This is a genomic window from Streptomyces sp. NPDC031265 (assembly GCF_055570295.1).
In genome coordinates, this window is sequence record NZ_JBVIHM010000027.1 from 46,280 (window position 1) to 66,068 (window position 19,789).

13 protein-coding genes are annotated in these 19,789 nt (G+C 73.1%); 2 read left to right on the forward strand and 11 right to left on the reverse strand.

The window, feature by feature from the left end; genetic code table 11:
- Position 1: 1 nt before the first annotated feature.
- Positions 2-250: a hypothetical protein gene (locus ACZ499_RS31610; protein WP_468679620.1), complete on the forward strand. Its 249-nt coding sequence runs from the start codon at positions 2-4 to the stop codon at positions 248-250.
- Positions 251-471: 221 nt separating this feature from the next.
- Here the strand turns inward: ACZ499_RS31610 and ACZ499_RS31615 are convergent, their stop codons facing one another.
- The 7 genes from ACZ499_RS31615 to ACZ499_RS31645 all read right to left on the reverse strand — a co-directional run bounded on the left by ACZ499_RS31615 (position 472) and on the right by ACZ499_RS31645 (position 14,054).
- Positions 472-1,029 carry a pyridoxamine 5'-phosphate oxidase family protein gene (locus ACZ499_RS31615; protein ID WP_468679621.1) on the reverse strand — a complete coding sequence of 186 codons (558 nt, stop codon included), beginning with the start codon at positions 1,027-1,029 and terminating at the stop codon, positions 472-474.
- 142 nt (positions 1,030-1,171) lie between these two features.
- Entirely contained in the window at positions 1,172-4,228 is a 3,057-nt protein-coding gene (locus ACZ499_RS31620) for a condensation domain-containing protein (protein WP_468679622.1), read from the reverse strand.
- The gene (locus ACZ499_RS31625) at positions 4,218-6,077 is read right to left on the reverse strand and encodes an amino acid adenylation domain-containing protein (protein ID WP_468679623.1); all 1,860 of its coding nucleotides are present in this window, start codon (positions 6,075-6,077) and stop codon (positions 4,218-4,220) included. Before ACZ499_RS31625 ends, ACZ499_RS31620 begins: the two co-directional genes overlap by 11 nt.
- A 1-nt stretch (position 6,078) precedes the next feature.
- Positions 6,079-7,962 (reverse strand): non-ribosomal peptide synthetase, encoded by a 1,884-nt coding sequence (locus tag ACZ499_RS31630; RefSeq protein ID WP_468679624.1) that lies wholly within the window; start codon positions 7,960-7,962, stop codon positions 6,079-6,081.
- Positions 7,962-11,120 (reverse strand): non-ribosomal peptide synthetase, encoded by a 3,159-nt coding sequence (locus tag ACZ499_RS31635; protein WP_468679625.1) that lies wholly within the window; start codon positions 11,118-11,120, stop codon positions 7,962-7,964. Before ACZ499_RS31635 ends, ACZ499_RS31630 begins: the two co-directional genes overlap by 1 nt.
- A gap of 180 nt (positions 11,121-11,300) precedes the next feature.
- Positions 11,301-12,596, reverse strand: coding sequence for a non-ribosomal peptide synthetase (locus ACZ499_RS31640; RefSeq protein ID WP_468679626.1), 1,296 nt, complete (start codon positions 12,594-12,596; stop codon positions 11,301-11,303).
- A 120-nt stretch (positions 12,597-12,716) separates the two neighbouring features.
- On the reverse strand, positions 12,717-14,054 hold the full coding sequence (locus ACZ499_RS31645; RefSeq protein ID WP_468679627.1) for an MFS transporter: 1,338 nt from the start codon (positions 14,052-14,054) through the stop codon (positions 12,717-12,719).
- Positions 14,055-14,610: 556 nt separating this feature from the next.
- On the opposite strand from ACZ499_RS31645, the gene ACZ499_RS31650 reads away from it, so the two are divergent.
- Positions 14,611-15,084 carry an SRPBCC family protein gene (locus ACZ499_RS31650; protein WP_468679628.1) on the forward strand — a complete coding sequence of 158 codons (474 nt, stop codon included), beginning with the start codon at positions 14,611-14,613 and terminating at the stop codon, positions 15,082-15,084.
- A gap of 248 nt (positions 15,085-15,332) precedes the next feature.
- Here ACZ499_RS31650 and ACZ499_RS31655 read toward each other — a convergent pair whose 3' ends face one another.
- From ACZ499_RS31655 to ACZ499_RS31670, 4 genes are all read right to left on the reverse strand, one after another.
- Positions 15,333-15,971 (reverse strand): hypothetical protein, encoded by a 639-nt coding sequence (locus tag ACZ499_RS31655; protein WP_468679629.1) that lies wholly within the window; start codon positions 15,969-15,971, stop codon positions 15,333-15,335.
- Between the two features lie 246 nt (positions 15,972-16,217).
- Positions 16,218-17,345: a glutamate--cysteine ligase gene (locus ACZ499_RS31660; protein WP_468679630.1), complete on the reverse strand. Its 1,128-nt coding sequence runs from the start codon at positions 17,343-17,345 to the stop codon at positions 16,218-16,220.
- Positions 17,346-18,031: 686 nt separating this feature from the next.
- Positions 18,032-19,039, reverse strand: coding sequence for a MerR family transcriptional regulator (locus ACZ499_RS31665; protein WP_468679631.1), 1,008 nt, complete (start codon positions 19,037-19,039; stop codon positions 18,032-18,034).
- The gene (locus ACZ499_RS31670) at positions 19,033-19,713 is read right to left on the reverse strand and encodes a HEAT repeat domain-containing protein (protein WP_468679632.1); all 681 of its coding nucleotides are present in this window, start codon (positions 19,711-19,713) and stop codon (positions 19,033-19,035) included. The genes ACZ499_RS31665 and ACZ499_RS31670 overlap by 7 nt, the downstream gene beginning before the upstream one ends.
- Positions 19,714-19,789: the final 76 nt, after the last annotated feature.

Consider the following 19,789-nt stretch of genomic DNA (forward strand, 5'->3'; position numbering starts at 1 on the left):
CATGGAGACGTTCGTCATCGTCGCGGCGATCATCCTCGCGACCGTTATCGGAATGGGCCTGATCCACCTGCTCAACGCACAGCACGACGCGCGTATCGCCGCCTTCCACTTCAGCGCCCCCCTGCCGAGGCCTCCCGGCCAGCCGGACGACACCGGCCGTCGAGCCCACCGCGCGGATGCCGACCGGCGAGGAACAGGCGCTCCTCCGGCCGGAGCGGCGAGCGGGGCTCCACGGCGCCCCACTCGCTGACTCCTTGCCCACTCCTAAGGGACCTGCGGTTTCACGCCGTGACGGCGGTGCCTTCCAGAACGGCCCCTGGAGGCCGTGGCAGCCGGACTCAACTCCCGGCCCAGAAAGGCGCTCGGCTGGGAGGCCCCAGGCGAGCGCCTTTCGAAGGTGCTGAGCTCTGATCACAACGACTCGCGTGGTGCGACGATTTGCTGAATGCGCCCAGGGCTGGGGCACGTTGCTCAGAACGTCCACCGTGTATGGGTGTACGTCCCGTCGTCCCGCCCGAAGCCGTACGCCGTGGCCGGGGCCACCGCGTACACGACGGCGTCGCCCTTGCGGAACGCGTCCCCGAGCCCGTGGAAGGTGCCCTGGGGTGAGGTGATGTGCGCCCCGTATTTCGCCTCGTACGCCGCGATGACCTCTTCCAGCACCGCCGGATCGGCAACTGGCTCCGCCCTGCCCTCGACCACGAGGTCGAGTCCTCGGGTGAGCGCGTTTCCTCCGGTGGTCAGCGCGCAGTGGCCGTCATGCGCCAGGTTCCGCGCCTTCTGCTCGCCCGCACCGGTGGAGAAGAAGAGCCTCCCGTCGTGCCAGGCGGCGATCACGGGAGTGACGTGCAGCCGGCCGTCGGGCCGTACGGTGGACACCCAGAAGATCTCGGCGGACTGCAGTTGGCGCTGGGCCTGGGCCCATTCGGTGGGGGTGACGTCCGCGGCCCCCGGACGGGGATTGAGCGCGGAGCTGTACCGGGCATCGAGTTCGGTCGAGGGTTCCTTGGCAGGTTCCTGTGTGGGCATGGGGATCTCCTTTCTCTGCCCCATAACGACCGGCTGCCCGTAGCGAAATCATCGCCGCGCGTGAGTCGGCGGGGCGCCAGGACCTGAGGGCCGCATCACCTGGGTGGTGTGCGGTCGGCCTCCGCAGCACCCACACGGGCCGTCAAGCGTTGTCGTCCGTCATGCCGTCGATCATCTCGGCCAGTACGCTCCGCCGGTCCTCGCCCGGTTTTGCCCGGAGCGTACGGGCCAGGCGGCGGCTGTCGTAGTGCCAGCGGTGGTCGAGATCTTGCGCGACGTCGTCGGTCTCGCGGACGTCGCCGCGGGTGGCGAGCAGTTCCGTGAGGTCGTGGGCGAGGTCGTGCCAGGACACGTGGCCGCTCACGGCGTTGGCGACGCCGTGGACGGGGCGGTCAAGGCACTCGGTCACCGCGCGGGCCAGGGCGGCCGCGTGGACCCAGGCGGCTCCGTACCAGGGGTGTCCGCCGGTGCCGGGACGGGGCAGCTCGATCGGTTCGCCTTGGCGCGCGGCCTGGTACAGCGTGCCGAGGGCGCCCCAGCGCAGCTGCTCGCGCAGCCGCTCGTGCGCGCCCCACACGATCGGTGACCGCACGGCACTCGCTCCGCCGCGTCCGTTGGTGCCCGCGGCGCGCAGCACCATGGCCTCGCAGTCGATTTTCGCCCGGCCGTACGGGCTGATGGGCTCGCAGGGTGCTGACTCCTCCGGGACCTGGTCCGTGTGGGGGTGTCCGTAGGCGTCGACGCTGCTGACGAAGACGAACGGTCCGCGGCTCCAGGCGTCGACCATCGTCTCCATGGCAGCCAGGTCCACTTCGGGCCGGGTGAAGGTGCAGGCTGCGTGGATGATCGCGTCCGCTTCCGTGACGGCGTTGCGCAGTCCGGCCAGGTCGGTGAGGTCGCCCGCGACGACATCGACGCCCTCGGTGGCGATCAGATGGGCGGACTCGGGCCGGGCCAGGGCCAGCACGGGGCGGCCCTGGGCGGCCAGTTCCCGCAGGATGAACGCGCCGACGCCGCCGGTCGCGCCGGTGACCAGCACCGTGCCCGGGCGGACGGCCCGGGCACGGGCGGGCTTGTTCGTGGTCTTTGCGGCGGCCTGCTGTACCGCCCGCTCGTCGAGGAGCGCGGCGAGCGCCCGGGGCGTGCGGGCCTGGAGCACGTCGAGGCCGGTGAGCGGCAGGCCGAGCCCGGTGCGCAGACGTTCGGCGAGCTGTACGGCGATGAGGGAGTGGCCGCCGAGGGCGAAGAAGTCGTCGTCGGGCGACGGCGTGAGGCCGAGCAGCGAGGTGAAGGCCTCGGTGACGGTTCCGGCTCGCGTTTTGGACGGGTTGCTCGGCGTGGGGGGCCCGGGCAGCAGGGCGGTGTCGGGGGTCCCGGCGGTCGTCTCGGGCAGCGCGTCCAGCAGCGTGACCGCGGCGGGCACGGACTCGGGTGCGAGCGAGCGGCGCAGCAGAGCGAGCAGTTCGTTGCCGGAGGGGCCGACGCTGTCGTTGAGGACGGCGTAGGCAACGGGCGGCCCCTGGACGGGCTGGACGACGAGGGCGTCGGAGACCTGCGGGTGGGCGCGCAGGACATGGGCCGCCGGGTGATCGGCGCCGTCCGGCGCGCTGTCCCCGGCGGACGGGATCGCCTCGTCCGCATGACCTTCCGGCGAGGCCTGCGCGCCGGGGACGTGCGGTGTGCCCGAGGCCGAGCGCCGGGCGGCGGACGGGCGCGGTGTGCTGAGGCCGGGCAGCTTGCTCAGTGCGAGCTCCGGGCTGGCCGCCGCCGCGTCGAGGAAGGCGGCGTAGTCGCGTACGGTCGCCTTCGCCGCGGCGTCGTCCAGCGCGTTGCGGTCGAACTGGACCAGCGCCGTGGGCTGTTCGGCGTCGCCCAGGCTCAGGCCGTAGGACAGGGTGAACTTCGCGCCGCCGGTGGGCACGTCGACGTACTCGGCCGAGGTGCCTGGCAGTCGGAGCACCGTGGGCTCGCCCAGCACGTCGGATGTGACGCGGACCAGCGCGGTGCCGTCGGCGCCGCGTGCCGTGGCGCCGAGGCGTTCCAGGACGAGGTCGAAGGGGAGGTGCCGGTGGCGCTGGGCCTCCAGGAGCGCGTCGCGCACGCGGTGCAGCAGCTGGGCGAAGGACGGGTCGCCGCCGGCGTCGACGCGGACGGGCAGGGTGTTGACGCACAGGCCGACCAGGCCGCGCATGGCGGTGCCGCTGCGGTGGGTGCCCGCCACACCGATGACGAGGTCGTCGTCGCCGGTGAGGCGGTGCAGCGCGGCGAAGGCGGCGGTGAGTGACACCGCGAAGAGCGTGGCGCGTCGCTCGGCGCCCAGCGTCCGCAGGGAGTGGGGCAGCGCGGGTGGGAGAGGGACGGTGTGTACGGCTGCCGACGGGTCGGTGGTGCGTGGCGCGAGCGTCGCCGGCGGGGGCAGGCGGGGCGGGGTGGCGTCGGCCAGCAGGCCGCTCCAGCGGTCCAGTTCCGGCTGGAGGCCGGGAATCTCGTCGTGCTCGCGGCGCGCGTAGTCGGCGTACTGCGGCGGTACGGCGAGGACGGGGCGGCCGGAGCCGTCGACGGCCGTGGTGTAAAGGGCGGCGAGTTCCTCGGCCAGGGTGTCCAGGGAGCCGCCGTCGACGGCGATGTGATGGAGAGTCAGTAGAACGGTGTGGTCCTGCGGTCCGTGGCGCAGAACGCGGGCGCGTACCGCCTCACCTGCCGTGAGGTCGAACGGCAGGGCCGCCTCTTGGCGCAGCAGCGCCGGGGCGTTTGTCGTGGCGGTGTCGACGACGGGCACGGCCATGGTGTGCGGGGCCGGGAGCACTTCCTGGAAGGGCTCGCCGTCCTGGTCGGCGTAGCAGGTGCGCAGGATCGTGTGCCGGGCCACCAGTGAGGTCAGGGCGGTGGCGAGCGCTGCCGGGTCGAACGGGCCGCGCACCCGGGTGGCGAAGGGGACGTGGTAGGAGTCGCCCGCGCCGCCGAGCCGTTCCATCAGCCACATGCGGCGCTGGGCCCGTGACAGGGGGAGGCGGCTGGGCGTCGAGGCGGTGCCGGGCTGGGCGGCATCGCTCGCTGCCTGCCCGCTGGTGTCCGGGGCCGCGTGGGTGTCCGGGGCGGCCGGGGCGCGCCGGGCGGCGGTGGCGCGGGCCCGGCGCAGCAGTTCGTGCTGGAGCCGCTGCTGTTCGGCTTGCGCCGTGGAGTCGGCGTCAGTGGACATCGCTGTGCTCCGGGGTCTGGGGGTGGAGGTCGCTGTGGGCGGCCAGCAGGGCACGTTCGATGAGGGAGGCCTGGGCGGCGACGGTCGGGGCGGCGAAGAAGTCGGCGAGAGCGAGCTCGACGCCGAGTTCCTCGCGCAGGTCGTCGGTGACGGCGAGGGCGAGGAGGGAGTGGCCGCCCAGGGCGAGGAAGTCGGCGTCGCCATGGGTGACCTCGCTGCCCAGGTTCCGGCTCCACACCTCGGCGACGGCCTCCTCCAGCGGGCCCATCGCCGGGGTGGGCGTCGCGGTCGCGTCCTGGGCGGCGGCCTGGATGCGGTCGCTCAGCGCGCGCCGGTCGACCTTGCCGGACGGGGTCAGGGGAAGACGCTCCACCAGGGTGATCGTGTCGGGCACCAGGTGGGCGGGCAGGACGGCGGTGAGCCGCTCGCGCAGCGCCGAGGCGGCGGGCACGGGCCCGGGGGCGGCGACGACGAACGCCACCAGGCGCGCCTCGGGCGTGCCCGCGCCGTCGACTGTCACGGCGGTGTCGTCCACGTCCGGCTGCTGGCGCAGGGCGTGTTCGACCTCGGCGGGTTCGATGCGGAACCCGCGGACCTTGACCTGGTCGTCGTTGCGGCCGTGGAAGTCCAGGGTGCCGTCGTGGCGGGCGGAGACGATGTCGCCCGTGCGGTAGAGGCGTCCGGCGGTGGGGTGGTCGACGAACCGCTCGGCGGTGAGCTGGGGCTGGCCCGCGTAGCCGTGGGCGAGCCGGGCGCCGCCGACCCACAGTTCGCCCCGGTCGCCGTCGGGGACCGGGTTGCCGTCGGCGTCCAGGACGTGGACGGTGGCCCCGGCGATGGGGCGGCCGATCGGCAGCGGGGCGTCGCAGTCGGGCTCGGTGACGGTGTGGGCGGTGGCGAAGGTGGTGGTCTCGGTGGGTCCGTAGCCGTTGACGAGCTCCAGCCAGGGGAAGGCGGTCAGCACGTCCCGGGCGTGGCTGGCGGCCATGGCCTCGCCGCCCACGATGACCGAGCGGAGCTGGGCAAAGACGCGGGAGCGGCGGGCGGCGAGCTGGTGGAAGAGCGCCGTGGTGAAGAACGCCACCGTCACGCCGTGGCGTTCGACGTGGCGGGCCAGGTCCTCCAGGGAGGGCCGCGGCACGGTGCACACGACGACCGCGGCGCCGTTGGCGAGCGCGGCCCACACCTCGAAGGTCGAGGCGTCGAAGGTCATGGGGGAGTGGAACAGGACGCGGTCGCGGGCGGTGACGGTGAGGTAGTCGGGTGCGGTGACCAGTTCGGCGATGGCCCGGTGCGCGAGCGTGACGCCTTTGGGACGGCCGGTTGAGCCGGAGGTGAACATGATGAAGGCCGGGCTGTCCGGGGCGGCGCCACCCGCCAACGGGCCGCTGTCCAGGGGCTCTTCGGGCAAGGCGAGTACGGGGCCGGTGAGCGCGGCCGCGTCCAGCAGCTTGGTGTCGCCGACGGTGAGGGTGACGCCCGCGTCGGCGATCATCGCTTCGGTGCGGGGCCGGGGCTGTGCGGGGTCGAGCGGTACGCACACGGCTCCGGCCCACCACAGCGCGAGTTGCGCGATGACGGTGCGGGCGGAGCGGGTGGTCAGCAGCGCCACCCGGTCGCCGGGTGCCACCTGGTGCTCGCGCAGGTGTGCGGCGAGGGCGCGGCCGGCCTGGTCGAGCCGGCCGTAGGTGAGGGTGGTGTCGCCGTCGACGACGGCCAGGGCGTTGGGGGTGCGTTCGGCGTGCCGGGCCACGAGGTCCGGCAGCGTCGTCGGGTGCGCCGGGGAGCCGGGCCGGGCCTCGGCTGTGGGCTGCGTGGTGTGGGCGGGCTGAGGTGTGGTGGGTGTCATGTCAGGCTCCTGCCGGTCGCGGGGTCCGGCGCTGGTCGAGGAGGGCGGCGAAGGCGCGCAGGTCGGTGCTGCGCAGCAGTTCGTGGGCGCGCGGGCGGATGCCGGTCTCGCGCTCGATGACCGCGAGCAGCCGCGCGGCGACGACGGAGGTGCCACCGATGTCGGTGAAGTTGTCGCCGAGTACGGTCGCGGGCCGCCCGAGGAGTTCGCGTACGGTCGCCAGGACCAGTTGCTCGCCAGGGGTGGCGTCGGCCGGGTCGTCCACGAGGGCGGCGGGCGCCGCGGGGGCGGGGGCGTCGGTGGCCAGGGCGCCCCGGTCCACCTTGCCGTTGGCGTCGAGCGGGTAGGTGTCGACGAAGTGCACGGCGGCGGGGACGGCCTGCTCGGGGAGCCAGGCGCGGACCGCGGTGAGCAGGTCACCTGGCGCGGGCGTCGTACCCTCGGCGGGTTTGACGTGCGCGACCAGACGGGCCGGACCCGAGCCGTCGCGCTGCACGGTGACGACGGCCGTGCGCACGCGGACGTCCTGTTCGAAGGCGGCTTCCACCTCGGCGAGTTCGATCCGCACCCCGCTGATCTTGACCTGGTTGTCGAGGCGGCCGAGGAACTCCAGGCTGCCGTCGGCGCCCATGCGGACCCGGTCGCCGGTGCGGTACAGGCGGTCGACGTCTTCCAGCGCCGGGTGCTCGGGCGGGGTGGTGAAGCGCTGGGCGGTCAGCTCGGGGTCGAGGTAGCCGAGCGCCAGGCAGTGGCCGCCGATGCGCAGTTCGCCGGCCTGCCCGCGGGCGACGGGCAGGCCGTCGTCGTCGGTGACGACGACGGTGACACCCGGCAGCGGGGTGCCGATCGGCGGCGGGGACACGTCGCCCGCGGGCCGGCCGGCGGCACGCATCGCGTAGGTGGTGGTGACGACGGTGGCTTCGGCCGGACCGTAGGCGTTGTGGACGGTGGCCGTGACGTCCGGGCCGGGGCGGCGGCGCATGCGGTCGCCGCCGACCACCAGGTGACGCAGCTTCAGGTCCTGGGGCCAGGGCCGGTCCAGGAGTGGTTCTACGGTGGGGGTCGCCGCCACGCAGACGGTGACGGCGGCATCGCGCCACCAGTCGGTGAGCACGGCCGCGTCCCAGCGGGTGTCGTCGGGGGCCGGGACCAGGGTGGCACCGGAGGTCAGCCCGGCCCACAGCTCCAGCAGGTGCGGGTCGAAGGCGACGCCGATGAGCAGGGACTGCCGGTCACCCGGCGCCAGACCGGTGGCTGCCCGGTACCAGTCGAGGGCGACGGACAGCGAGGCCTCGGCCACGGCGACCGCCTTGGGGCGGCCGGTGGATCCGGAGGTGAGGACGGCGTACAGGGCGCCGTCGGGGGCGCGCCGTCCGCCCTGCGGGCGGGCGGCGAACGCGGCCACCGCGCCGGCCGGGGCGTTCACGCCGGCGGTGGGCAGCGGCAGCGGGGTGTGCTCCCCGTCGCGGTGGGCCGCGGGCAGGACACCGGGGTCGCCGATGAGGCAGGCGACGTCGAGGTCCTCGGTGACGGCCTGGGTGCGGCGCTCGCCGGGGCGCGGGCCCAGCGGCAGATAGACGGCGCCGATCCGGGCGAGCGCGACGGCGGTCACCACCAGGGCGGTGGAACGGTCGAGGCAGACACCGACCAGGTCCCCGGGACGTACGCGGTCGCGCAGGGCGGCGGCGACGCGCTCGGCGGCGGTGGCGAGGTCCTCGTACGTCCAGGTCCGCGCGCCGTCGATGACGGCGGGGGCCTGCGGAGTGAGTCGGACATGGTCCTCGAAGCGGGCGAGGACGGTGGTCGGTTCGGCGTCGGGGCCGTGGGCGATGCTCGCCACCGTGGTGGTGGCGGTGGTGTCGGCGAGAGCGGGGGACTGGATCATCACGACTCCGTGGAGGCAGGGGCGGTGGCGGCGAGGGCGTCGGCCTGGTCGGCGAGCACGGGGTTGCGGAAGAGCACCTTCAGCGGCGGGCGCGTGCCCAGGTGGGGCTCCAGCCAGGCCGCGAGCTCGGCGGCCAGCAGCGAGTGGCCCCCGATGTGGAAGAAGTGGGAGGCGGTGTCGAAGCGGCTGTGGCCGAGAACCTCACGCCAGCCGTTCACGAGCAGCGCGGTCATCGGATCGTCCGGCACGGTGGCAGCCTGCTCGTGCCCGGATACGGTCCCGGCCTCGGGCGCCGCCGGCGCGACGGGGTCGAGGACGGCGGCGCGGCGGGCCAGTACCGTACGGTCGGGCTTGCCGCCGGCGAGGGTCGGCATGGTCTGCAGCCGTGCCCACCGGGCGGGCACCAGGGGCCCGGGCAGACGGTGGCTCAACTCGGTGTGCAGGGCCTTCTCGTCGACGTCGGAGAGGTCGGCGCCGTCCTCGAAGAAGCCGACGAGCCGGGGCGCGGCCGGGCTGTCACGGTCCAGGACGACGGCGCAGGAGCGGCCGCCGAGCGCCGCGGACGCCGCCGCCTCGATCTCTTCCAGCTCGATGCGGTGACCACGCAGCTTGACCTGGTTGTCGCGCCGCCCCAGGAAGTACAGCAGGCCGTCCAGGCCGCGGTAGCCGAGGTCGCCGGTGAGGTAGACGCGCCGGCCGCCGAGCGCGCCGACGGCGATGAACCGGGCGGCCGTCGCCTCAGCGTTGCCCGGGTAGCCCTCGGCCAGGCCGGGCCCGGCGATGGCGAGTTCACCGACCCCGCCGGCGGGCAGCGGGCGGTGGTGCGCGTCCAGGACGTGGACGCGCTCGCCCGGCAGTTCGGTGCCCAGGGGGATCTCGGCGCCTTCGGCCAGGGCGTCGCGGGATATCTCGTGGACGGTGGAGCTGATGGCCGCCTCGGTGACGCCGTACGCGTTGAGGACGGTGGCGTCGGTGTCGGCGAGGATGCCGCGCAGGGTCTCGGCGGGAAGGCGCTCGCCGCCCAGGACCAGGAGCCTGGGGGCCCAGCTCTGGTCGCGCAGCGCGGGCCGCAGCTCCTCGCGGGTGGAGAGGAAGTAGCTGGTGGGCAGGTTGGCGACGGTGACCCGGGCGGAGGCGAGCAGCTCGGCGAGCTCCGGCCCGGTGGGCACCTCGTGCTCGGGCACCACCAGGCACGCCCCCGAGTGCAGGGTGGGCAGCACCTCCTCCAGCGCCACGTCGAAGGACGGCTGGGCGAACATGAGGACCCGGTCGGCGCTGGTGAGGGCGAACCGGTCGGCGGTCGCGGTCAGATGGTGCTCCAGCGCCGCGCGGCCGACGGCCACCGGCTTGGGGGTCCCGGTGGAGCCGGAGGTGTGGATGACGTAGGTCGTGGCGGCAAGGACGTCGGCGGCGTGGGCGCGGGGAAGTACGGGCGCGTCGATCCGGGCGGTGGGCAGGGATTCCGGCAGGGCCGGGCCGCCCTCGCCGGTGAGGACCAGTGCCGGGGCGAGCCGTTCGAGCAAGAGGGCGATCCGGGCCGGCGGATCGGCGGGCGACAGCGGGCAGTAGACGGCGCCGGTGCGCAGACAGGCCAGCAGGGCGACGACCGAGTCGGCTCCCCGGGGCAGGACGACGGCCACTGGCCGGCCCGGCGTGATGCCCGCCGCGCGCAGCCGCTCGGCGAGCGAGGCGACGCGCTCGTCGAGCTCCCCGTACGTCATACGGCGTGCGCCGCACAGCAGGGCGGGCAGCGACGGGTGGTGGGCGGCCACCGGATCCAGCAGATCGCGGCCGGTCGGGACGGGCACGGCCTCGGCGGCCGCCTCCACCGCGGCCGGGGCGAGGTCGGCCAGCGGGGCCTCGGGAGTGTCGAGGTAGGCGCGCAGCAGGTCAAGGAAGCGGCCGGAGAGCAGCCGGGCGACGTCCTCGCCGAACAGGTCGGCGTCGTAGTCCCACACCAGCGTCATTCCGGGCGCGCCGTGGCGCGGGGTGACGCCGCGCCGGTCGTCCGGCAGCAGCACCACGTCCAGGTCGAAGCGGGTGGTGCCGGTGTTGAACCCCTCGAAGAGGGTGATGTCCAGGCCCGGCAGGTCGATCTCGGGCAGCGGAGCGTCGTGGGCGCTGAACATGACGGAGAACAGCGGGTTGTCGGCGCCGGAGGTGTGCAGGCCGAGCGCCCGCGTCAGCTCCTGGACCGGTACGTCCTGGTGCGGCAGGGCGCGGATGAGGGTGTCGGTGACGTCGTCCATGGTGTCCTGGGCCGGGGCGGTGGCGTCCAGGGCGAGCGGCAGGGGGATGGTGTTGACGAACATGCCGACGGCGTCCTCGTAGCCCAGGGGCCGGTTGCCGACGGCGGTGCCGATGACCATCCGGGAGCGGCCGCTGTGCCGGCGCAGGAGTTCGGCGAACAGCCCCAGCAGCGTGGCGAAGGGGGTGAGGCCGCGCTCACGGGTGTGCTCGCGCAGCCGCTCGGCGAGATCGGCGCCGATCGTCTGCCGCAGCTGTCCGCCGTGGTGCCTGCGGCGGGCGCCGGGGCGGGCGAGGCCGGGCAGTGGCAAGTCGTGCGGCTGGTCGCACAGTTCGGCCTGCCAGAAGTCCAGCGACTCAGGGGCGTAGGCGGTCTCGGTCCGGGCCTGGATGTGGTCCGCGTACGAGGGGGCGGGCGGGAGCGTGAGGGTTTCGCCCATGACGCGGGCGCGGTAGACGCGGAAGACGTCGTCGAGCAGGATCGCGAAGGAGTGCCCGTCGTGGATCAGGTGGTGCTCGACGTGGACGAGGCGGTGGTGGTGCTCGGCGAGCCGTACGAGTGTCCAGCGGATCAGCGGTGCCTCGAAGGTGTCGAGCGGTGTCTCGGCCTCGGCGCGCAGCAGGTCCTGGAAGGCCGCCTCGGGGTCGTCCTTTCCGGTGAGGTCGACGGTGTGCAGCCTGGGTCGGCACTGCTGGGCGACCCGCTGCCCGGGTACGGACCCGGGCAGGGCGACGAGTTCGAGCCGCAGGCCGGGGTGGCGTGCCAGGGTGGCGCCCAGGCCCTCGTGCAGGGCCTCGGTGTCCAGGGGGCCCCACAGGTCGAGTGCGGCGGTGAAGTTGTAGGCGCGGCTGCCGGGCTGCATCTGTTCGTGCAGCCAGACGATCTCCTGCGAGGCGGAGAGCGGAAGCATGGTCGGTCCCTGAGGTCGTCGGGGCGGTTTTCCGGGGCCCGGTCACGGTCGTGGCCGGGTGGGGTCGTACGGGCGGCTTCGCGGGTCGCGCGGGGCCGCGCCGGAGGAACATGGGAATGGGCAGGGGAGGTGGGTGACGCTTGGCGTCTGCGCTGCCGTGGTGTGCTCCCGGCGGCGGGGTCAGCCCGCGGTGTGCGCCGCCGGGAGCAGCGCCTGGGTGAGCGCGTCGAACGCCCGGTGCGCGGTGGCGTCGTCGAGCACCGCGCGGTCCCACACCATCCGCAGGCGGATCTCCGCCCCCTGGGTGACGGAGACAGCGAAGGGACCGCGCACCGGTCTGCCGTCGATGTGGACCTCCCGGCCCTGAACACCGGCCAGAACCAGGGGCGGGCGGCGGCTGTCGTCGTCCACGGTCAGCAGTCCGTCCAGAGCGCCGTTCCAGCCAGGGCCGGCGGACCGTGCGGCGGCCACCACCGCGTCGAAAGGCATGTCGGCCCGGTCGAGGTCGTCCCACCAGGCGTCGGCCGTCGCCTCCGGTCCGGGCCCGTGGCCGGTGACGGCCGGGAAGACGACGGTGTTGAGGAAGCAGCCGACGACCGGCTGCGCACCGGCGGGGCGGCCGCCCCACGGGTAGCCGAGCGGAACGACGTGATCCGGGCCGTACAGCGCGCTCGCCGCGGCGCGGCAGGCGTCGAGCAGTCCGGGGAAGGGGACGCCGTCGTCGTGCGCGGGCAGCCGGACCTCGGCCGAGCCGCTGGGGAGCGTGCCAGCGGGCACGCGTTCCGGACGAGGCAGAGGGGCGTGGGTGCGCACGGCGCGCAGCCGGTCCGCCCAGTAGGCGGCTGCCTCGGGCGTGTCCGCGTGTTCCTCGGCGGCGAGTTGGAGCAGCACCGCCTCCCGGTAGGCGGCGAGTTCGGCCTCCGTCTCCTCGGGCGCGGCAGGGGGCTCGGCGGTGTCCTCGGCGTATGCGGCGCCGAGTTCTTCGGCGATCCGCGCCAGCGACCTGCCGTCGCAGACGGCGTGGTCCAGGGCGATGGCGAGGATGTCGTCGGTGCGGTGCTCGTTGTCACGGGCGAGGAACAGGCGCAGGGGAGGGCCCTGCGGATCCCAGGAAAGCAGTGCGCGGCGCAGGGTGTCGGCGGGGCGCTCGCCCGGCGCGGGAGCCGGGCGGGTCACGCGGATGTCCGGTTCTCCGGTGTGCAGGACGGGGGTCCCGCGTACGACGGCGGGCCGCGAGCGCAGGGCGGTGTGCCGCGCGGCGAGTCGGCGGGCCGCCGCTTGCAGGCGAGCGGGGTCGACGGTGCCGTGCGGGAAGGCGAAGAACATCGGCACCACGTCGGGGCGCCCAGCCGGGTCCAGCGAGCGCACCAGTGCGAAGCGGCGCTGTGCCCCGGTGACGGGCAGCAGGGCGCTGGACCCGTCGCCGGCGGTGATACCCCGGTAGCGGGCCAGGTACTGGCTCGTGATGCTGGGCACGGAGTCCTCTTCTGTCGTGGTGCGGTCGTGGTCTGGTTGTGGTCGGGCCGGGTGGGTCGTGGGCGCGGGGGCGCGGGACGGGCCGCGGCGCAGGCTGCGTGCGCGGCCGCGATGGTTGGTTCAGCGGGAGGGGGTGGGGGCGGGCTGTCCGTCGCCGTCCGCGGCGGTGTCCTCCCGGGGCGTCTCGGAGGTGGAGTCGGAGAGGCCCTCGGGTCCGGGCAGGTCCCGCATGCGGCGCAGCGGGGAGAACAGCAGCGGCAGCGGTACGAGGAGGAAACCGGCGGCGCAGCAGGCGAGTGCGGTGCGCGGACCGAAGGTCTGGGCGAGGGCGCCGCCGAGGAGCGCGCCGAGCGGCAGGGTGCCCCACATGAGGAAGCGCAAGGTGGCGTTCATCCGGCCGAGCAGCCGCGGCGGGCACAGTCCCTGGCGGAAGCTGACCTGGGCGATGTTGTAGACGACGGCGCCGAAGGAGATGCCCGCCGATCCGGTGGCGAACAGGACCGCGCCCAGGGTGCCGTGCCCGGACAGCGGCCACAGCACGGCGAACGGTCCGCTGAGGAGGACGGACCACAGGATGAGCCGGGCCTGCCCCCACCGGGCGGCGAGCCGCGCGGAGCACAGAGCGCCCAGGAGCCCGCCGACCGCTGACGCGGACAGCACCAGTCCCAGGGCGCCCGGATCGAGTCCGACGACGCGTACGAGATGCACGGTCTGGGTTGCCATGAGGACGGCCATGCACAGGTTGCCGAGGCCGGTGGTGAGGGCGATGACACGGAGCAGTGGATGGCCGGTGACGAAGCGGATGCCTTCGCCGATGTCCTTGCGCAGGGAAGCGTCGGCGGGGGCCTGGGGCAGTTGTTCCGGCTGCTTGATGCGCAGGAGGACCAGGGCGGACAGCACGTAGCCGAGGGCGTCGGTGAGGACGGCGAGGTGCGCTCCGACGAGCTGGACCAGCCCGCCTCCGGCCCCCGGTCCGGCCACCTGCGCCGTGGAACGGACAGTCTCCAGCGCGCCGTTGCCGGCCATGAGCTCCCCGCGCGGCAGGATCTGCGGCAGGTAGCTCTGGTGGGCGACGTCGAAGAACACCGTCGCCACTCCGGTGATGAGCGCGACGACGTAGAGCTGGGCCATCGTCAGGGCGTCGGCGACCGCGGCGGCGGGGATGCTGGCCATCGCCACGGCGCGCACCAGGTCCGCGCGGATCATCAGGGGGCGCTTGCGCATGCGGTCGGTGAGGGCCCCGGCGGGCAGCCCGACGAGCAGGAAGGCGGCGGTCTCCGCGGCGGTGAGCAGGCCCACTTGGAGGGCGGAGGCGTTGAGTTCGAGGACAGCTACGAGGGGAAGGGCCACCAGCGTGACCTGAGCGCCGAGTTGTCCGGCGGCCGCTCCCGCGAGCAGCAGCCGGAAGTCGCGTCGGCGTATCGGGCTACCCGTGGAGGCTCCGGTTGTGACGGACATGTGAACGACCTTCACCGAATGGTCGATCGGGAGTCAAAGGATCACGGCCAGTTTCGGTCGAGTCTTGTCTCCACTTGCCGGAAAGTCGGAAGAATTTTCGCCGAACTCGCGGTAACTCCGCATGAATGCCTGCCACTCGGTGTGTATGGCGGGACCGGCGTGGGCTGATGCGGGCAGGCGAGGCCCGGGAGTGGGGACGGGTGCCCGGCACGTGGAGTGACGGGTTCGATCCTGACTGAAAATGACCACTCACGATCATGTTGTTGCGGAATCGTCAATTCCGTCAGTTACAGGGCGTATGCGGTGTTGATCCCCCGCGCGGTGGTGACCACGGGCCGTCGAGGGCGCAGGCCGCTCAGCCCACCGCTCTCTTCCGTCATCCGATGGAGCGGGTGAGGGGCTACTCGCGAGTTCCTGCCACGTCGGCCGCAGCCCCTCCCGCACCGGTGGACGGACGGTTTCCGCGATGTTGTCCCGGGTACCCGGCGCCATGCACGCACGGACGGGAGTCGGCAGGCCTGTGGCGGTTCCCGTCGGAGACGATAAGGAGGAATTCATGAGCACGGTCAAGGAAGCGGTCGACGTGGAGGTCCCGATCCGCGAGGCGTACAACCAGTGGACGCAGTTCGAGGAATTCCCCCAGTTCATGGAGGGCGTCGAGGAGGTCAGGCAGCTCGACGACCGGCACAACCACTGGACCACCAGCATCGGTGGGGTGCGGCGTGAGTTCGACACGGAGATCGTGGACCAGTTGCCTGACGACCGGATCACCTGGCGTTCCGTCGGCGGTGACACCCAGCAGCGGGGATCGGTCCAATTCGAGCGGCTGGACAACACCCACACCAGGGTGGAGTTGACGATGGAGGTCGAGCCCACCGGGGTCGCCGAGAAGGGCGCGGACGCGCTGGGTGTGATCGGTCGGCGTGTGAAGGGAGACATGCGTCGGTACAAGGACTACGTCGAGAGCGGTGGCGACAGCGGTGGCTGGCGCGGGCGCATCCGGCCCGGAAACCCGGGCGAGACTCTCTGACCGGTCTCTGACCGATCACACACCCGCACTGATGTGACCCCAGCGGTGAACCCAATGCCCGAGCCGTTGAAGTCGGGCTGCCGACGATGGCCGTACGGCGACGGGACAGGCGGCCGGTCCGGACCCCCTACCGGGCCGGACCGGCACGAACACCGCCTGCCGACGGTTGCTGGGAAGCAGCCGTCGGCGTACTCCGCCCGGGCCGTGAGCCCGCTCCACCTGGTGGGGGAGCCGTAGGCCAGCCGGTCTCAGACAGCGGTGGGGAACCGCTGCCAGACGCGGTGGCTGCCCAGAAGCGTGGTCACCTGCTCCAGGACACCCCCGGCGTCCTCGCCCAGGACGACGCCGGGGGTGTCCGCGGTCAGGCCGAGGGTGTGGAAGAGCTGACGGGTGTCGTTCCAGCCGCCGATGGCTCTGCCGTGCCGATGGGCCTCAAGGAACAGGGCCTGGACCCGAGGGTCGATGGGGCCCGGCTCGGGGAGACCCGGCTTCGCGTCCCGGGCGCCGTAGGCATCGGAGCCCGGGGAGGGTGTCCCGGCGCACAGCAGCGCGTCGAACTCCACCGACCGCCCTGCGGCGAACGTCCGCTGGACGGTGACCGCGCCGTCCCCGCTCCCGAGGACACCCCCCACCGGCGCGACGACGAGGGGCACCATGCCCGCGTCGAGGACGGCCTGGCGTACCCGCGCCACGCTTTCCAGGTCCCCTTCCGGACCGGTGATGAGTACCTCGGGGGAGACGGGTCCCGGCTGCCCGGCACACCGTCCTCGGGCCCGGTGGGCTCCCGTGCGCCGCCGCGCAGGACATCCGCGACCTTGTCCGTGGCCGCTTTCATGGAGCGCTTGTCGGTCATCGTTTCTCCGGGCGTTCGGGCGAGTGACAGCCATGACCGGTGCGGGCGCTTTTGAAACCGCCGCCGAAGGCGTTCGCGTCCGGGGCGGCTGATCATGTTGACCTCCCTCGTGCGCAGTGCCGCACAAGCCGCTTGGAAGCGATGTCCTTCGACCAGGCGGCCGGGATACCGCGGCAGCTCGCACGGCCCGGGCCCTGCCCGCGGGGGAGCGCGGCCGGTCGGCAGGAGGGCGGCGGGCGTGGTGCGGCAGACCGGCCGACCGTGTGGGTGCAGAGGGCTGCTACACCTGCGGGTCTTCTCCGCCCGTGGTCAGCTCCGCGCACCGGGTCACCACGCGGGCCAGGTCGCCCTCGTCGTGCAGCAGCCTGCGCTGCGTCTGGGCGCCGTTCCCCCGCCGCTCCAACTGCGCGATGCCCTCCCGGACGAGTTCATCGTCGTCGTGGTCCACGAGCACCGCCCGTACGTGCTGGTAGAGGGCGCCCACCGCTGCCACGGGGGACGTCTCGCGCATGGTCTCGGGGTGGAGCAGCGGGCCGTCCAGGCCCGAGCGACCGGCGCGCCAGGAAGCGAGCCGCAGCAGACTGGTGCCGATCCGCGCCGGTGGCCGGCCGTCCCGCCAGGCGCGTGCGGCTGTCTCCACGAGGCCGCGGGTGAGCGCGGCCAGCAGGACGGGCGTGGCAGGGTCCAGGCAGACGTCGGCGACCCTGATCTCCACCGTGGGGTAGACGGCCGACAGGCGGGCGTCGAAGTAGATCATGCCTCTGTCGCGCAGCACTCCGGTGTCGACCATCGCCGTGACCTGCTCGTGGTAGCGGTCGGCGGAGCCGAACACGTCCACGGGTCCGGCCGAGGGCCACCGGTTCCACACACGGCTGCGGTAACTCGCGTACCCACTGTCCTGGCCCTGCCAGAACGGAGAGTTCGCGCTCATCGCCGTCAGGACGGACAGCCAGGGCCGGATGCGGTCCAGGACCGCCACTCCTTCCTCGTCCGACTCGACGGCCACGTGGACATGGCAGCCGCACGTCAGCTGTTCCTGCGCGGTCAGCCCGAACTGTTCGCCCATCCACTCGTAGCGCTTGCCGACGTTCAGCAGGGGCCGCACGGGCAGGGGAGATGTCGCGATGGCCGCCACCACGGCCCCGGCGGTCGCCGCGTGCCGGGCGGCCTCATGACGCCTGCGCCTGATCTCCTCCTGGAGCTCACCCATCCGCGTCACCGGCTTGGTGGCGAACTCCAACTGCTCCTTCTGCAGTTCCTTCTCCAGCTGATGGCTGGACGTGACCTCGCCAGGTCCTTCCCAGGCCTGCCGCTCGGCTGCCGCCAGCACCGCCCCGGCGACCGCCTGCGGAAAGCCGCTGCGGGCATCGACCAGCAGCAGCTCCTCCTCCACACCCACGCTACGCATACCGCCGCCTCCACCGCCTGCCAGTAGCCCTCCGTGTGCCCGCCTTCACGCTGATCATGTCGGGGCCGGCCACGTTTCGGCGCCGCCACCGGCCGTGTTCCGGGATCGACAAACCGAAAAGGCGGAACCTGGCCAGTGACAACTAATGATCCCTACTTCCGGGGCATCGACAGCGCCCGTGATCTGCCAGCTGGAATGAGCGTCGAACCTGCCAGTCCACCCGCCCGGCGGGGGGACATGTCCTGGGTGTAGCGGATGCCGCCGCTGCGTTCCGGTTCGCTCGGCTCGATACGCACGGTCCCGCCCGGGATATCGACTCTGAACAAGGTGAGCGCTCCCCCCAGTTGGGCTGTCCCACATGTTCGGGCCGCCGTGGAAGGTGCGGGATGATTGGGCGCCGCTCCCGATCAGCGCTGCCGAAGTGTTCTCGCGCACGGCACGGACCCGCTGAGCGGCGAGCCGCTCGGCCCGGGAAGCCAACGCACTACAGCCTCGGCCTGCCCGTGCCCCGCTCCGGAAGAGAGCACCTGACGACTGCGCCGCCGTCGAGGCGACCCACGCTGCGATGTCGCGGCAGCGCTGCGGAAACTCGGCCAGGAGGTCCGCCGTCCCCCTTCGGTGGGCGGTGATACGTCCGGGACCTTCCGCCCCGCGGGCCGCGTACGCGGCGCCCCAGGAGTGATCCGTCACCGCCCGTCGCATAGCTGAAGGAGGTAGGTCGCGGTCAGCGCGACGGCACGGTCCTCGTCGTGCGACAACTCCACGAGGGCACGTGACGCAGTCGTCCCCGGGATGCCCGCCAGCGCCTGGGTCAGCCGTCCGCGTGCAGGCGCTTCAGTGGTGTCGTGGGCGAGGCGGTCGACGAGCCCGGTCGCGATCTGATCCGCCGTCGCGGTGTCGCTCGCCAGCACGCTCAGTGCATCGGCTGCATCGGTGTCGTTCTTTCCTTCCACGATCATGTCGATGAGCGTCGGGACCGCATCGGCCATTCCACGTGTCCCGAGCGCCAGAGCGGCATACCCGCGTACCACGGCGTCGGAGTTCGTGAGAGCGTCCCGCAGCTGCCCGGTGGCCCCACCTCCGGGCAGCTCGGCGAGGGCCTGAACAGCACGTTTCCGCACCGCGGCCACCGGTGAGCCGAGGCCCTGCGCCAGCAGTGCCGAGCCGCCGTCGTCGCCCGACCGGGCCAGCGCCCATCGAAGGGCTCCGGCGACGTTCGGCTCCGTCTCGCTCAGTGCCGCCTCGACCAGGGCCTCCACCGGCACCGGAACCTCGTTGCCCGAGGAAAGGGCCGCGCGCTGGCGCGTGTCGGCGCTGTTCGACCCCAGCGCCTGGAGGAGCGCAACGACCTGGAGGACGTCCTCCCAGCCGCCGGGGTCCGCGGCATCGATCCGGCACAGCCGCGTGAGCAGCTCGGTCTCCGCCGCGATGCGTTCGCGCGTCTGCCGGATGAGGTCCCCGACGAGCGCCGAGGGCGTGAAGCCGGGGTCGTCGAGTGCGCGCCCGATCTCACGCAGCGACAGCCCCAGCGACCGCAGGCTCTCGATATGGAAGATCCGCCGGATGTCCTCGCCGGAGTACTCCCGATAGCCGGAGCCCGTACGACCCGAAGGCCGCACCAGACCGAGCGACTCGTAATGCCTGAGCATGCGGGCACTGACCCCGCACCGCCGCGCCACCTCACCGATCAACACGTCCCATCGTCCCTCCTGGCCGACCCGTCGAGGGCCACGACGCGCTTCGCCTCCTCGATCGCGAACTCGAATCCGGCGTCCGGGTCGCGCAGCAGCCGTTGTGTGGCGAGCGCGTGCGCGCGCACGCGTGGGTCAGGGCCCGTCGTCGCTGCACGCAGAGCCGGCACCATCGCTTCACCCAGCGCGACCAGCGCCCGGCTGAGACTCAGCTGCGTCTCCCGCTCACCGCGCCCGAGCTGCGTCGCCAACACCGCGGCCAACGCGGACTCCTCGCCTTCCGGCACGAGCACGACCGCGGCCCGCCAGGCGCTCCGCGCCACTTCGTCGTCGGCGTCGGACAACAGTGCCCGTGTGATCGCCGGCCACGCCTGCCGGTCTCCGATCTTGGACAGCGTGTGCAGCGCCTGGCTTCGTGCCTGCGGATGCTCGGAGCGGACCGCACGGATCAGCTCGGGGAGCGTCAGGGATACCGGGTGGCGTGTGAGCGCCCAGGTCAGCATGTCGCGGACGAAGAACTCGGGCTCGACTGCGCATCGTTCGATGAGCTTGTCGACGAAGCGCGGGTCAGGCGTCGTGCCGACCGCCAAAGCAGCTTGCAGTCGCACGGACGAGCGGCCGTCCTCCAGCCCCTGGAGCGCTCGGACCGCATCCGTGTCCTGTCTCGTGATCGTCATCGGACCACCTCCTTGGCAAGCAGTGAAAGCCCTGTCACCGTGTCAAGGTCAACGGGGCCCGTTGCGCGATCACCAG